Here is a 14,122-nt window from a genome sequence, read left to right as displayed (position 1 = left end):
CAGATTTCCGCCGCCCGGATTGACACACAGACAGTGAACACGCGGAGCGAAGGAGGCGTGAATGGCCAAGACCATAGCCAGGCCAAGGGCCGCCCCGATCGCGGAACGCTATCTGGCGGTGCGGCGGCTGAGCGACCAGCTGGTCGCGCCGTTGAGCGATGCGGATGCCACCGCCCAGTCGATGGACGACGCGTCACCCGCCAAATGGCACCTCGCGCATACCACCTGGTTCTTCGAAACCTTTGTGCTGCGTGATTTCGTCACGGGCTATCGCCTGCACGACGATCGCTTCCCCTATCTGTTCAACAGCTATTACGATGCAGAGGGCGCGCGCCATGCCCGGCCGTCCAGGGGCCTGTTGACGCGCCCGACGCTGGATGAGGTCAAGGGCTATCGTGCCGCGGTGGATGCGGCGCTGGTCGCCGCGCTTCCCGACCTGCCGCCGGCGGCGCGCCACCTGGTCGAGCTCGGCTGCCATCACGAGCAGCAGCATCAGGAGCTGCTGGTCACTGATCTTCTCCACCTGTTCGCGCGCAATCCGATCGAGCCGGCAGTGTGGCCGGGCGCGCGCAAGGTTCCGGTGGCGATGCCGGGGCCGATCCGCTGGATCGAGGGGCCGGCGGGCATCGCGTCGGTCGGGCACGGCGGCGATGGTTTCAGCTTTGATTGCGAAGGCCCGCGCCATCCGGTGCTCCTCCACGCGCATGCGATCGCCGACCGCACGGTCACCAACGGCGAATGGGCGGCATTCATCGCCGATGGCGGCTATGCCGACCCCCGGCACTGGCTGTCCGACGGCTGGGCGTGGGTGCGCGCGGAGGGCGTTGAGGCGCCGCTCTATTGGGAACGGCGCGACGACGCGTGGACGCGTTTCGGGCTGGACGGGCGGCGCGCCATCGACCCGGCAGCCCCGGTCACACATGTCAGCTTCTACGAAGCCGATGCCTATGCGCGCTGGGCCGGCGCGCGGCTGCCGACCGAGGCGGAATGGGAAGCCGCCGTCGCCGACGAGGACCCGCTGGGCGGCAATCAGCTCGATACGGCCGGGCCGGTCGAACCGCGGCCGTCGACCGGCGGACCGGCATTTTTCGGCGATGTCTGGGAATGGACCGGCAGTGCCTTTCGCCCCTATCCCGGCTTCACGGCGGCGGCGGGGGCAGTCGGCGAATATAACGGCAAGTTCATGAGCGGGCAGTTCGTGCTGAAGGGCGGATCGTGCGCGACGCCGCGGGGGCACCTGCGCGCCAGCTACCGCAATTTCTTCTACCCCCACCAACGCTGGCAGTTCACCGGCGTGCGGCTCGCCAAGGACCTGTGACATGCTGAAGCCCGAAATCGAGGACGGTCAGGCCTCGCTCGCCGATCCCGCCTTTCGCGCCGACGTGCTCAATGGACTGGCGGCGCGCCCGCGCGCCATTCCCGCCCGCTGGTTCTACGACCGGCGGGGTTCGGAACTGTTCGAGGCAATCACGACGCTCGACGAATATTATCCGACCCGGACCGAAACGGCGATCTTGGACGCGGCGTGCGCCGACATCGGCGACCGCGTCGGCACCGGGCGCGCCGTGATCGAATTCGGATCGGGATCGTCGACCAAGACGCCGATCCTGCTGCGCTGCATCGCTCCCGCGGCTTATGTCCCGATCGACATTTCGGGCGACTTCCTGCGTGAATCGGCCGCCGGCCTCGCCGACGCGTTTCCGGCGATCGAGGTCTACCCGGTTGAGGCGAACTTCATGCAGCCGGTGCGGCTGCCCGCCCCGGTCGCCGACCTGCCCAAGCTCGGCTTCTTTCCCGGTTCGACGATCGGCAACCTGACCGCGTTCGGCGCGGTCGACCTGTTGCGCACGATGCGCGCCTCGCTGGGCGAGGGGTCGATGCTGCTGATCGGGATCGACCGGATCAAGCCCGCCGACATACTGGTCCCGGCCTATGACGATGCGCGCGGGGTGACGGCGGCGTTCAACCTCAACCTGATCGAGCGGATCAACCGCGAACTCGACGGCGACCTGCCCGTCGACGCGTTTCGCCATCGCGCGATCTGGAATGACGATGCCGCACGCATTGAGATGCATCTGGAGGCGCTGCGCGACGTGTCGTTCCACGTCGATGGCCGGGCGTTCAGCATCGCTGCGGGCGAGTCGATCCATACCGAAAACAGCCACAAATACGGTCCGCGCGATGCCCGCGCGCTGCTGCGTGCAGGGGGCTGGACCCCGGTTGCCGAATGGACCGACGCGCGCGACTGGTTCGGGTTGATCCTGGCCGAAGCGCAACCGCGCCCGATGGCGCCGTGAGGGGTTAGGCGTTCAAACCGCGCGACCCGTTCACCGGATCGTCGCTGCGCGCCACACCGTGATCCAGTCGATCGACCCGCGGCATTCGCTCATCGCGGCCTGCTCGACCAGGCGGAAACGGTCGCCGTCCCAGGCATATTCGCTCGACGTGCCGCAATCGCCGAGCCCGCGGCCCTTGGAATATTCGGTCAGACGGGCGCGATCGGCGTCCCAGTCGGCGTTGACCAGCAGCGTGGCATCGGGGCTGAAACCGACCTGCACGTCGAACGGCGCGACGCTGAACTTGCCGCCGCGCACCAGCACCGGCACGCTGCTGAAATTATACGCCCCCGCGCCGCACGGGATCAGCACCAACGTCGTCTTGGCATCCAGCCGGACGGGATCGGGATTCAGGTCGGGCCCGCCCTGTTCGTCGGCACAGCCGGTCTGCGCCTCGATCGCGCGGCGCAGCGTCGGGCCGATCGCCTCGGGCGGCCTGCGGGGCGCGCGTACCTGAACGACCACCGGCAGCGGGCGTGAGCTGGGTACATTGCTGGCCGGGCGACTGCCGCGCGCCACGACCGCGGTCACCGTGCCCACCCGGCTCTGTTCGGCGTCGATATAGCGCAGCGTCGCCGACGCGCCGGTCAGCGAGACGCGGGTGAACACCCGACCATCGACCAGGCGCTCGACGGTCAGCTGCTTGCCATTGACCATGCGCCGGACGATCGCGTCGGCGCTCGCCCCGGTAATCGTCAGCCCGGCATCGGCGACCTCGCCGCGGGCCAGCGTCGCGCCGTCCAGCCGCACCGCGACGCGGCCGATCTTTGCCGCGTCCGGGGTCAGCGTCACGGTCCAATCGCCCAGGGGGCCGGGCTCGCGCTCGATCCGCATCGTCGCGTCGCCGACGCCGTTGTCGACGGTCAGCGATACCGCCGCACATCGCTTCGCATTGTCGCAGCCGACGACCCAGTCGCCGAATGTCTTGAGGTCGCCGGGCGTGGGACCGGCGGCGAGCAGCATCAGCAAGAGCGCGATCATGGCTTCGATCCTAGCCGAAGCGCATCCGCCGCGATAGGAGGGCCGCGAAGCGAACGGGAGAGACGGACATGAAGACCATCGGCGTGATCGGCGCGGGCCAGATGGGGGCGGGGATCGCCCAGGTATCGGCGGCGGCGGGTTATCGCACGCTGTTGTCGGATGTCGCGCTCGACCGTGCGGAAGCGGGGAAGGCGGGGATCGCCAAATCGCTCGACCGGCTGGTGGCGAAGGAGAAGCTGACGAGTGCCGATGCACAGGCGCTGCTCGCCCGGATCGAGCCGGTCGCCAGCGCCGACGCGATGGCCCCCGCCGATCTGGTGATCGAAGCGGCGACCGAGCGTGAGGAGATCAAGCGCCGAATCTTCGAAAGCGTCGGCAAGGTGCTGGGCGCGGACGCGATCCTGGCCAGCAACACATCGTCGATCCCGATCACGCGGCTGGCGCAGGCCTCGCCTGATCCGGCGCGGTTCATCGGCGTACATTTCTTCAACCCCGTGCCGGTCATGGGGCTGATCGAGGTGATCCGGGGCCTGGCAACCAGCGACGCGACGGTCGCGGCGGTCGAGGCGTTCGGCACGTCGCTTGGCAAGGCGATCGTCCATGCCAACGACGCGCCGGGATTCATCGTCAACCGCGTGCTGATGCCGATGCTCAATGAAGCGTGCTTCGCGCTGGGCGAAGGCGTGGCGACGATCCCCGACATCGATACCGCGTGCAAGCTGGGGCTCAATCACCCGATGGGGCCGTTCACGCTGGCCGATTTCATCGGGCTCGACACCTGCCTCGAAATCACCCGCGTGCTGTTCGAGGGCACGGGCGATCCCAAGTTCCGCCCGGCACCGCTGCTCGTCAAATATGTCGAGGCCGGCTGGTACGGGCGCAAGACCGGGCGCGGCTTCTATGACTATTCGGGCGCGGAGCCGGTGCCGACGCGCTGACCGGATGAAGCGCGGCGTTCAGCCCGGCAGCAGCATCCCGGCGAGCGCCGCCGACATCAGGTTGGCGAGCGTGCCCGCGATCAGCGCGCGGATGCCCAGCTTTGCGATCACGGGGCGTTGATTGGGGGCCAGGCTGCCCGCGGACGCCATCTGGATCGCGATCGAACTGAAATTGGCGAAGCCGCACAGCGCAAAGGTAATGATGCCGGCGGTGCGCGGGCTCAGCCCCTCGGTCGCGCCGAGCTGGGCGAAGGCGACGAACTCGTTGAGCACGACCTTGGTACCGAGCAGGCCGCCCGCTGCCTGCGCCTCGCTCCAGGGGATGTTGAGGAGGAAGGTCACGGGCGACAGGATGACGCCCAGGATCGCCTGAAAGGTGAGATCGGGCTGGCCGAACCAGCCGCCGACCGCGCCGAGCAGCCCGTTGGCGAGCGCGACGAGCGAGACGAAGGCAAGCACCATCGCGGCGACCGCGACCGCGATCTTGACGCCGGTCTGCGCGCCGATCGCGGCGGCCATGATGATGTTGGCGGCGCGCTCTTCCTCCGCGACATGTTCGGCCGCCACGATCACCTGCGCCTCGCGGTCGTCGCCCAGCGGCAGCTCGCCGGTCGGCGCGAGCGGATCGTCGGGCATCAGCATCTTGGCCATCAGCAGCCCGCCCGGCGCCGACATGAACGACGCCGCGAGCAGATAGGGCAGCGCGGTGGGGCCCAGCAGCGCGGCATAGGCCGCCAGGATGGTGCCCGCGACGCCCGCCATGCCGACCGACATCACCGCGAACATCTGCGGCTGGGTGAGCGAGGCGAGATAGGGGCGGATCACCAGCGGCGATTCGGATTGTCCGACGAAGATATTGGCGGCCGCGCACAGCGATTCGACCTTCGATACGCCGATCACCTTTTCGATCGCGCCGCCGATCCAGCGCACGACCATCTGCATGATGCCGACATGATAAAGCACGGCCACCAGCGCGGCGAAGAAGATGATGACCGGCAGGGCGGAGACGGCGAAGGCGGTGCCGAAGGTCGCGTCGGTGGCGATAGGGCCGAAAATGACCTTGGTCCCCTCGCTCGCATAGCCGAGCAGCGCCGACACGCCGCCGGCCATTCCCGCGATCACCGCCTTGCCGGCGGGCACGTAGAGGACGAGCAGCGCGATGCCGGCCTGGAGCGCGAACGCCGCGCCGACGACGCGCAGGCGGATCGCACGGCGGTTGGCGGACAGGGCATAGGCGATGGCGAGGATGACGATGATGCCGGCGATGCCGATCAGGAACCTGGTCATTCGGGTGAAATTGTCCCCTGGCGTGACGAAAGCGCGCGTGCCCCGGCCCGCGTGCGCGGCGACCATAGCGCGATTTGCGCGCGCGGCCAGAGGGGACGCGGCCCGGTCAGGCGTTGGCCACCAGCCGCAGCAGCGTGCCGTCGGGATCGACCAGATAGCCGATGCGCAGCCCGGCCGCCGGATCGCGCACGGGCGGGCTGACGCGCGGCATGCCGGTGCGGGCGTGCGGGACCCCCGCCGCGACACAGGCGGCATGGAGCCCGTCGACGTCGTCGACGCGCAGGCAGCAGCCGAATGAACTGCCGGACGGATCGAGGTCGGGATAGGGAAAGAATTCGAGCATGAGATCGCCGCGCGTCAGGATCATCCAGTGCGACGCGCGGAACTGCGTCGCAAAGCCGATCGCGGCGTAGAAGGCTTCGGTCGCGTCGAAGTCGCGCGACGGCAGGTTGGGGGTGGCGCGGTCGCTCATCGGTCCCGGCTCACAGGCCGCGCGAGGCCTGGCGGCGCAATTGCTTGGGCATCCAGCGCGCGGCGAACCGCATCCGCTTCGCGGTCTTGCCAACGACGGTATGCACGTCGTCGCCATGCACCGCGCGCCATGCGGCCTCGGCCACTTCCTCGACCGGGGTGAGCTCGAGCCCCGCCGACGTCACCCGCTCGCGGATGTTGAGGTTCGATCCGACGATGCCGCCGTCGAGCAGCGGGGTTTCGATGAAGCTGGGCATCAGCGAGCGCACCTTGATTCCCTCGCGCCGCCACTCGGCCTCGAGCGATTCGGTCAGTCCGCGCACCGCGAACTTGGTCGCCGAATAGATCGCCGCGCCGGCGGTGCCGTAGATCCCGGCCGCCGACGCGGTGTTGAGCAGACAGGATCCGGGCGACAGCCTGAGATAATGATAGCCGATATGCGCGCCATGGACGACGCCGGTGAAATTGATCGCGATCGTGCGCTCCAGGTCGGTGGCGTTGGTATCCGCAAACGGTCCGCCCATCGGAATGCCGGCATTGTTGAACAACAGGTCCAGCCCCGCACCGCCGGTGAAGGCGTCCAGGCTAGCGCGCCATTGGTCCCGGTCGCGTACGTCCATGATGTAAGTACCCGCCCGGCCTTCGGGCAGCATTGCTACGGTTTCCGTCGCGGCCGCCGCATTGATGTCGGCGACGCCGATCCGCCAGCCCTGCGCGGCGAAATGGCGGGCGACCGCGCGGCCGATGCCCGACCCGCCGCCGGTGATGAATGCCGATTTGCCGACGCTTGCCGCCACGCGATGCTCTCCCCTTTGATTTTCCGTCATCCTTCCCGCACAACCCGCTTCAATGCCAGCGCAAAACCACGATCCCGGCCCGGCGGTGCAATTCGACGGCGCGGCCAAGACCTATCCGGGCGGGGTGACGGCGGTGCGCGGTGTCACGCTGGACATTGCCGGCGGCAGCTTCGTCGCATTGGTGGGCACGTCGGGGTCGGGCAAGTCGACGCTGCTCAAGATGGTCAATCGGCTGGTCGAGCCGAGCGCGGGGGCGGTCCGGATCGATGGGCGCGCGGTCGATGCCGAACCCGCGCATCTGTTGCGCCGACGGATCGGCTATGTGTTTCAGAATGTCGGGCTGTTCCCGCATCTGAGCGTCGGGGAAAATATCGCGATCGGCCTCCGGCTGAGCGGTGAACGCAATCATGCGGCACGCGTCGCCGAACTGCTCGAGCTGGTCGAACTCAGCCCCGACCTCGCCACGCGGATGCCCGATGCGCTGTCGGGAGGCCAGCGCCAGCGCGTCGGCGTCGCGCGTGCAATCGCTTGCGAGCCGCGTCTGATGCTGATGGACGAGCCGTTCGGCGCGCTCGATCCGGTGACGCGCGACGGGCTGGGCAAGGCGATCCGCGCGCTGCACGATCGGATGCGGCTGACGACCTTGATGGTCACGCACGACATGGCCGAAGCGCTGCTGCTCGCCGACCGCGTGCTGGTAATGGCGGATGGTGCAATCGTCGCGGATGCGACGCCCGCCGAGCTGCTGGCCGGCCGCGCGGGTTCCGCCGCCGACGCGCTGGTGGCGGTGCCGCGCGACCAGGCGCACCGGTTGGCCGAGATCGAGGCGCGCGGATGATCGAGGCATTCGCGCGCGTGCCCGAGCTTGCGGCCCGCCACCTGCTGCTCGCGGCGGCCGCGCTCATGCTGGCGCTGGTGGTCAGTGCGCCGTTGATCCTGTGGTCGGCGCGGCGGCCGGCGGTGGCGCGCATCGTGCTGGCGCTCGCGAGCTTGATCCAGACCGTGCCCGCGCTTGCATTGCTGGCGTTGTTCTATCCCGTGCTGCTGTGGCTGTCGGGGCTGGTGGGGGGCGGCATCCCGGCGCTCGGCTTCCTGCCGTCGCTGCTCGCGCTCAGCCTCTATGCGCTGCTGCCGGTCGTCCGCAACGGCGTGACCGGGCTGACCCATCTCGACCCCGCAGTGCTGGAGGCGGCGGATGGCGTAGGCATGACGGCGGGACAGAAATTGCGCCTGGTCGAGCTGCCGCTGGTCGCGCCGGTGCTGATGGCCGGCATCCGCACCGCGGCCGTTTGGACGATCGGGGCGGCGACGCTGTCGACGACGGTCGGCCAGCCGAGCCTGGGCGACCTGATCTTCGCCGGGCTGCAGACGCAGAACTGGTCGCTGGTGCTCGCGGGCTGCATCGCCGCCGCCGCGCTGGCGATCGCGGTCGACGCGCTGCTGGGGCTGGCCGAAGGGGCGATCCGGGCGCGGCGGCGCGGACAATTATGGGCGAGCGTGGCGCTGCTCGGCGCGGGCCTGGCGGTTGCGGTCGCACCGCTGCTCGTCACGCCCCCGCGCGACGTCGTGGTCGGGGCCAAGGGCTTTTCCGAGCAATATATCCTGGCGCGCGTCATCGGCCAGCGGCTTGAAGCGGCGGGATACCGGGTCAGTTATCGCGAGGGGCTGGGATCGGGTGTCGCCTTTGCCGCGCTCGCCGGCGGGGACATCGATGTCTATGTCGACTATTCGGGGACGCTCTGGACCAACCAGATGCGGCGCACGGATGTACCTGGCCGCGCAGCGATCGTCGCGGGCGTGGCGACATGGGCGCGGAAGCGGCACGGCGTCGGGCTGGTCGGCACGCTGGGGTTCGAGAATGCCTATGCCTTCGCGATGCGCGGTGACGATGCAAAGGCGCGCGATATCGCCTCGCTCGATGACCTGACGCGCGCCGCACCGGGGCTGAAGCTGGGCGCAGACCTCGAATTTCTGGAGCGCGGCGAATGGCGGGCGATCCGCGACGCCTACGGGCTGCGTTTCGCCTCGGCGCGGGCGTACAATCCGACCTTCATGTATCGCGCGATCGACAGCGGCGAAGCGGATGTCATCTCCGCCTTTTCCTCCGACGGGCGGATCGCGGCGCAGGGGCTGGCGGTGCTCAGCGATCCCAAGGGCGCGATCCCCGGCTATGACGCGATCCTGCTGGTCGCGCCCAAGCGGACGCAGGACGAACGTTTTCTGGCGGCGCTGCGCCCGCTGGTCGGCGCGATTCCGGTCGAAGCGATGCGCGAGGCGAATTACCGGGTCGACCGCGATACCGACAAGCAGGGTGCAGGCGAGGTGGCGACATGGCTCAATCGGCGGATCGCACGATGATTGCGCGGCGGACAGTGTTGCGTGGCGGGCTGGGTGCGGGGGCGGCGCTGATGCTGGCCACGCCGGGCTGGGCGCAGGACCGGTGCTTTTACGGCATGGACCTGATCGGCGATTATGGCGAACCCGAACGGTTCGTGACGATCGGCGAGGCGGATGGCGCGCTGTTCGCGATCGGTATGGGGCTGGACGGCATGCTGACCCCGGCCGAACCCGGCGTGTGGCGCGCCGTCGACGGGCGGAGGCTGTATTTCAGCGAGGGCGGACAGTCGGTGGTGATCAATGGCCTGCTTAACCCGCGCCGCGATTTCGGGGCGGAGGCGCAGGCGCGCATCCGTGCCGCGGTGCGCGCCGACCCGGCGGCGCTGCGCCAGCGGGCGCTCGCCGCCACCCCGCCCGCGCCGCAGCCCGGCGCGCGTGCGGCCGACCTTGTCGCGCTGACCGGCGCGGGGCTGCGCCTCGACATCCGCTATGCGACCGCGGACAATTTCATGGGGCTGCCGGTCTATGACCGCCCGGGCGCATTTTTGCAGCGGCCGGCGGCCGAGGCGCTGGGCCGCGTGCTGGGGGCGCTGCGTGCGCAGGGCTTCGGGCTGGTCATCTATGACGCGTATCGGCCCTGGTACGCGACCTGGATGTTCTGGGAAGCGACGCCGCCCGAAAGCCGCGAATTCGTGGCCGATCCCGCGCAGGGGTCGCGCCACAATCGCGGTTGCGCGGTCGATCTGGGCTTGACCGAGCTGGCGACCGGGCGCATCGTGCCGATGCCGAGCCGCTATGACGAATTCTCGCACCGCGCGGCGGCCGACTTTCGCGGCGGCACCACCGAGGCGCGCGCGAACCGCGACCTGCTGCGGCGCGCGATGGAAGCGGAGGGCTTTGCGGTCATCCCGGAGGAATGGTGGCATTTCGACCACGCAACCTGGCGCGACTATCCGGTCGGCACCGCGACCTTTGCCGAACTGGGCGGCTGAGCCGGCGCGCGGCCGACACGACGCTCACCCCCCGGCTTTTCCTCCGCCGGCTAGATCGGTCAGCATCGCCTGAGTCAGCACTTGCGGCAGCACCTTGGGTTCATCACTGCCCGGCGCGTACCATAGGTAGAGCGGCACGCCGGCGCGGTTGTGGCGTTCGATGAAGCGGCCGAGCGCGGGGTCGCCATTGGTCCAGTCGCCGACCAGCACCGCGACCCTGCCGTCGCCGAACGCCCTCGCCACCGCCGCGGTTTCGATCGCGGCCTTTTCATTGACCTTGCAAGTCACGCACCAGTCAGCGGTGAAATAGGCGAAAACGGGCCGGTTTTCGGCGCGCAAGGTGGCCAGCTTCGTCTCGCTGAACGCCTGTGCGTCCGGCAGCGCGGCGACCGCATCGGTCGCCTGGGCGGGCGCACGCTGGACGAGCGCGGTCGCGGCAAGCGCGAGGGCGAGCGCGGGGACCGCGGGCAGCCATTGCCGCCCCTTGCCGCCCGCCTGTCGTCGCCCGGTCCACCACAGTCCGATCGCGGCGACCAGCACCGCGCCCAGCCCGAGCGCCATGCCATCGACCCCCGCCTGTCGCCCGAGGATCCAGGCGAGCGCAAGCGCGGTCAGAAACATCGGCACCGACAGCGCCTTGCGGAAATTGTCCATCCACGGTCCCGGTCGCGGCAGCCGCCGCCGGAGCGCGGGGACGAAGCCGAGCAGCAGGAAGGGGAGCGCCAGCCCGAGTCCCAGCCCGATGAAGATCAGCATCGCCGCCCACCAGGGCAGGATCAGCGCCGCGCCGAGCGCCGCGCCCATGAACGGGCCGGTGCACGGTGTCGCGATGAAGGCGGCAAGCGCGCCGGTGGCGAACGCGCCCTTTGTCCCGCCGCCCGTGGCGCGCGCCGCGAATTGCGGGGTCGGCAGCTCGAACAGCCCCGCCAGGTTGAGCGCGATCGCGCTGACCAGCAGCAGCAGGACGAGGATGACGCGCGGGTCCTGAAGCTGGAAGGCCCAGCCGACGGTGGCACCGGCCGCGCGCAGCCCCAGCAGCATCGCGCCCAGCCCGGCGCAGACCAGCACGACGCCGGCGGTATAGGCCAGGCCCTCCGCCCGGGCATGCGCGTCGCTCTCGCCCGCCTTGGCCAGGCTGAGCGCCTTCAGGCTGAGGATCGGAAAGACGCATGGCATGATGTTGAGGATCAGCCCGCCGGCGATCGCGCCGAGCAGGGCAAGCGCGGCGAGCTGCCAGTCGACCGCACCGCCGCCGCCCGCGGTCGTCGGCACCGCGCCGGGGGCCGCGCGCACCTGGAACCCGTCGCCTTCGCCGAGCTTAAGCACGCCTTCGATCGCCGTTGGACTGCCCGCCGCGACGGTGTCGATCAGCAGCCTGTCGCCGTCGCGCGTCACGGTCTGGGCCGCGCCATAATCGATCGCGCCGGTGGTCAGCGGAAAGAAATAGGCGGCGGCGGGGTCGCCCAGCGGCGCGTCGGCCGGGTAGGGGATGGCGATGCGGACGCGCGCATCGGCACCGCTGCCGGTGACCGCGAAGGTCGCGGGCGATCCGATCGGCCTGGGCAGGGCGCGACGCCAGCGGTCGAACTGCGCGCGGCGCGCCGGATCGATCGCGCCGTCGCCGACGGTCAGGACGGTCGACAGTTCCGCGCTTTCGGGGACGCAGATCTCGTCGGTGCAGACCAGGTAATCGGTGCGCACCCGCAGCGGCAGGCGCGTGCCGACCGCCGCGTCGGCGGGAATCCGGACCGTCGCGAATTGCGTGAACGGCCCTTCATAGACATAGTTCATGATGCCCGCGATCAGCAGCTTCTGGGGCACAGGATAGGCCAGCGGGCCGACCGCGACCCCTGTGGGCAGCGTCCAGGCGAGCTGGGTCTCGATGCCAGCCTCGCCCGGATTCTTCCAATAGCCGTGCCAGCCGGGCTGCGGGGTGGAGGCGAAGGCGAGCGTCACTTCCTGCCCCGGCGCGGGACGATCGGTTTCGGCGATCAGGTCGATGGCGATATGCGGGCCGGGCAGCTCCTCCTGCGCCATCGCCGATGCGAACGGCGTGACGAGCAGCAGCGTGACGATCGAAAGCCGGCGCAAGGCGGCCCTTGTCATCGCGCCGAAATATCCAGAACCCATGCGTCATCCTTGCCCAGCCCGGCGCGTTGGAACATAGCGCGGGCGATCCGAAAAAGCAGTTGGGATATTCGATGCGCGTCCTTCGTCACCATGCTCCCGCCCTGTTGTTCGCGCTCGCGGCACCGATGGTTGCACATGCACAGACCGCGCCGCAAAAAAGCGACGCGTCCGCGGCCGAGCCCGCCCGCGCACCGGCAGCCGATCGACCCGCGGCTGCGCCCGCCGCCCCGCCCAGGCTGATCGTCGCGATCTCGGTCGACCAGTTCGCCGCCGACCTGTTCGCGCAATATCGGCCGCATTTCACTGGCGGGCTGGCGCGCATGGCGAGCGGGGTGGTGTTTCCCTCCGGCTACCAGGGGCATGCGGCGACGGAGACCTGTCCCGGCCATTCGACGATCCTGACCGGGGCGCTGCCTTATCGCAGCGGCATCATCGCCAACAACTGGACCGACCTGAACGCCGCGCGTGCCGACAAGAGCGTCTATTGCGCGGAGGACGAAACCGCGCCGGGCAGCACGTCGTCCGACTATACGGTTTCCGCCGTGCATCTGAAGGTGCCGGTGCTCGGCGAGCGGCTGAAGGCGGCGAACCCGCGATCGCGCAACGTCGCCGTCGCGGGCAAGGATCGCGCCGCGGTAATGATGGGCGGCGGCCGCACCGACCAGAGCTGGTGGTGGGACGGCAAGCAGTTCGCGACGTTCAAAGGCCGCGCCACGCTGCCCGTGGTCGATCGCACGAACGCCGCCGTCGCGCGCCTGATCGCGCAGGGCCAGCCGCCGCTCGACCTGCCGCCGGCATGTGCGCGCGTCGATCAGCCGATCGCGATCGGTGGCGGCAACAGCGTCGGTACGGGCCGGTTCCAGCGCGCGCCGGGCGACGCGCGCGGCTTTCGTGCGTCGCCCGCGCTCGACGGCGCAACGCTCGCGCTGGCGGCGGGGCTGGTCCAGGACATGGGGCTGGGCAAAGGCGAGGCGACCGACATCCTGGCGGTCGGCGTGTCGGCGACCGACTATGTCGGCCATACATTCGGCAACCAGGGCACCGAGATGTGCCTGCAGCTCATGTCGCTCGACGAGGATCTCGGCCAGTTCTTCGCGGTGCTCGATGCGGCGGGCATCGACTATCTGGCGGTGCTGACCGCCGATCATGGCGGGCACGACCTGCCCGAACGCATCCGGATCCAGAGCGCGGCCGACGCGACCCGCCTGGACCCGGCGCTGGCGCCGGCGACGATGGGCAAGGCGATTGCCGGCGAGCTGGGCCTGACCGGCCAGTTGATGTGGGGCGGCGCGGGCGGCGATGTCTGGGTCGACCCCGCGCTGAGCCCGGCCGACCGCCGCCGTGTCGTCGATGCCGCCGTGCGTCGCTATGCCGCGCACGAACAGGTCGAGACCGTGTTCACCCGCGCCCAGATTCTGGCGACCGCGCTGCCCCGCCAGCGTTCGCCCGACGCCTGGACACTGATCGAGCGGGCGCGCGCCGCGTTCGATCCGGCCCGGGCGGGCGATTTCGTGGTCGTGCTCAAGCAGCGGGTGACGCCGATCCCCGACGCCTCGCGCGGCTATGTCGCCACGCATGGCAGCATCTGGGACTATGACCGCCGCGTGCCCATCCTGTTCTGGCGCAAGGGGATGGCCGGCTTTGAACAGCCGCTGGCGATCAGCACGACCGACATCGCGCCGACACTGGCCGGCATGCTGAAGCTGCCGCTGCCTGCGAACGAGATCGACGGTCAGTGCCGCGACCTCGACGTGACGACGGCGAGCACCTGTCCCTGACTTGGGTCGGCGCTTTCACCGGACCTTAGCCGTTCGGCGCTAGACCGGCGGAGTGGCACGCACATCGTCCATCCT

At 69.7% G+C, this 14,122-nt stretch carries 12 protein-coding genes; 7 read left to right on the top strand and 5 right to left on the bottom strand.

The window, feature by feature from the left end; all coding sequences use genetic code 11:
* Positions 1-61: 61 nt before the first annotated feature.
* Both egtB and egtD read left to right on the top strand, forming a co-directional pair.
* A complete protein-coding gene (gene egtB, locus GO308_RS09375) occupies positions 62-1,318 on the top strand; it encodes an ergothioneine biosynthesis protein EgtB (protein WP_240885279.1) in 1,257 nt (418 codons plus the stop codon).
* A 1-nt stretch (position 1,319) separates the two neighbouring features.
* On the top strand, positions 1,320-2,297 hold the full coding sequence (gene egtD / locus GO308_RS09370; protein WP_240885278.1) for an L-histidine N(alpha)-methyltransferase: 978 nt from the start codon (positions 1,320-1,322) through the stop codon (positions 2,295-2,297).
* Between the two features lie 30 nt (positions 2,298-2,327).
* On the opposite strand, the gene GO308_RS09365 is transcribed toward egtD, so the two are convergent.
* A complete protein-coding gene (locus GO308_RS09365) occupies positions 2,328-3,317 on the bottom strand; it encodes a DUF1176 domain-containing protein (RefSeq protein ID WP_240885277.1) in 990 nt (329 codons plus the stop codon).
* Positions 3,318-3,385: 68 nt separating this feature from the next.
* On the opposite strand from GO308_RS09365, the gene GO308_RS09360 reads away from it, so the two are divergent.
* Complete coding sequence (locus GO308_RS09360) at positions 3,386-4,255, top strand: 3-hydroxyacyl-CoA dehydrogenase NAD-binding domain-containing protein (protein ID WP_066482980.1); 870 nt, start codon at positions 3,386-3,388, stop codon at positions 4,253-4,255.
* A gap of 18 nt (positions 4,256-4,273) precedes the next feature.
* Here the strand turns inward: GO308_RS09360 and GO308_RS09355 are convergent, their stop codons facing one another.
* From GO308_RS09355 to GO308_RS09345, 3 genes are all read right to left on the bottom strand, one after another.
* Complete coding sequence (locus tag GO308_RS09355) at positions 4,274-5,542, bottom strand: nucleoside transporter C-terminal domain-containing protein (protein WP_066483086.1); 1,269 nt, start codon at positions 5,540-5,542, stop codon at positions 4,274-4,276.
* A gap of 106 nt (positions 5,543-5,648) precedes the next feature.
* Complete coding sequence (locus tag GO308_RS09350) at positions 5,649-6,014, bottom strand: bleomycin resistance protein (protein WP_066673208.1); 366 nt, start codon at positions 6,012-6,014, stop codon at positions 5,649-5,651.
* 10 nt (positions 6,015-6,024) lie between these two features.
* Complete coding sequence (locus GO308_RS09345; protein WP_240885276.1) at positions 6,025-6,810, bottom strand: SDR family oxidoreductase; 786 nt, start codon at positions 6,808-6,810, stop codon at positions 6,025-6,027.
* A gap of 52 nt (positions 6,811-6,862) precedes the next feature.
* On the opposite strand from GO308_RS09345, the gene GO308_RS09340 reads away from it, so the two are divergent.
* The 3 genes from GO308_RS09340 to GO308_RS09330 are packed head-to-tail and all read left to right on the top strand — an operon-like array spanning position 6,863 to position 10,139.
* Positions 6,863-7,648: an ATP-binding cassette domain-containing protein gene (locus GO308_RS09340; RefSeq protein WP_240885275.1), complete on the top strand. Its 786-nt coding sequence runs from the start codon at positions 6,863-6,865 to the stop codon at positions 7,646-7,648.
* Positions 7,645-9,168: an ABC transporter permease/substrate-binding protein gene (locus tag GO308_RS09335; protein ID WP_240885274.1), complete on the top strand. Its 1,524-nt coding sequence runs from the start codon at positions 7,645-7,647 to the stop codon at positions 9,166-9,168. Before GO308_RS09340 ends, GO308_RS09335 begins: the two co-directional genes overlap by 4 nt.
* Positions 9,141-10,139, top strand: a complete 999-nt coding sequence (locus tag GO308_RS09330; protein WP_240885273.1) for a M15 family metallopeptidase — start codon at positions 9,141-9,143, stop codon at positions 10,137-10,139. The genes GO308_RS09335 and GO308_RS09330 overlap by 28 nt, the downstream gene beginning before the upstream one ends.
* A 24-nt stretch (positions 10,140-10,163) precedes the next feature.
* Here GO308_RS09330 and GO308_RS09325 read toward each other — a convergent pair whose 3' ends face one another.
* The gene (locus GO308_RS09325) at positions 10,164-12,176 is read right to left on the bottom strand and encodes a protein-disulfide reductase DsbD domain-containing protein (protein WP_240885803.1); all 2,013 of its coding nucleotides are present in this window, start codon (positions 12,174-12,176) and stop codon (positions 10,164-10,166) included.
* Between the two features lie 164 nt (positions 12,177-12,340).
* On the opposite strand from GO308_RS09325, the gene GO308_RS09320 reads away from it, so the two are divergent.
* Complete coding sequence (locus GO308_RS09320; protein WP_240885272.1) at positions 12,341-14,047, top strand: alkaline phosphatase family protein; 1,707 nt, start codon at positions 12,341-12,343, stop codon at positions 14,045-14,047.
* Positions 14,048-14,122: the final 75 nt, after the last annotated feature.

Source organism: Sphingomonas sp. SFZ2018-12 (assembly GCF_022496715.1).
GTDB lineage: Bacteria > Pseudomonadota > Alphaproteobacteria > Sphingomonadales > Sphingomonadaceae > Sphingomonas.
This window is presented reverse-complemented; position numbering and strand designations above follow the sequence as displayed.

Coding starts and splice junctions, on each gene's coding strand:
- GO308_RS09335 (WP_240885274.1), top strand. CDS start 7,645: ATGATCGAGGCATTCGCGCGCGTGCCCGAGCTTGCGGCCCGCCACCTG.
- egtB (WP_240885279.1), top strand. CDS start 62: ATGGCCAAGACCATAGCCAGGCCAAGGGCCGCCCCGATCGCGGAACGC.
- GO308_RS09355 (WP_066483086.1), bottom strand. CDS start 5,542: ATGACCAGGTTCCTGATCGGCATCGCCGGCATCATCGTCATCCTCGCC.
- GO308_RS09350 (WP_066673208.1), bottom strand. CDS start 6,014: ATGAGCGACCGCGCCACCCCCAACCTGCCGTCGCGCGACTTCGACGCG.
- GO308_RS09360 (WP_066482980.1), top strand. CDS start 3,386: ATGAAGACCATCGGCGTGATCGGCGCGGGCCAGATGGGGGCGGGGATC.
- GO308_RS09365 (WP_240885277.1), bottom strand. CDS start 3,317: ATGATCGCGCTCTTGCTGATGCTGCTCGCCGCCGGTCCCACGCCCGGC.
- GO308_RS09340 (WP_240885275.1), top strand. CDS start 6,863: ATGCCAGCGCAAAACCACGATCCCGGCCCGGCGGTGCAATTCGACGGC.
- egtD (WP_240885278.1), top strand. CDS start 1,320: ATGCTGAAGCCCGAAATCGAGGACGGTCAGGCCTCGCTCGCCGATCCC.
- GO308_RS09330 (WP_240885273.1), top strand. CDS start 9,141: ATGGCTCAATCGGCGGATCGCACGATGATTGCGCGGCGGACAGTGTTG.
- GO308_RS09320 (WP_240885272.1), top strand. CDS start 12,341: ATGCGCGTCCTTCGTCACCATGCTCCCGCCCTGTTGTTCGCGCTCGCG.
- GO308_RS09325 (WP_240885803.1), bottom strand. CDS start 12,176: ATGGCGCAGGAGGAGCTGCCCGGCCCGCATATCGCCATCGACCTGATC.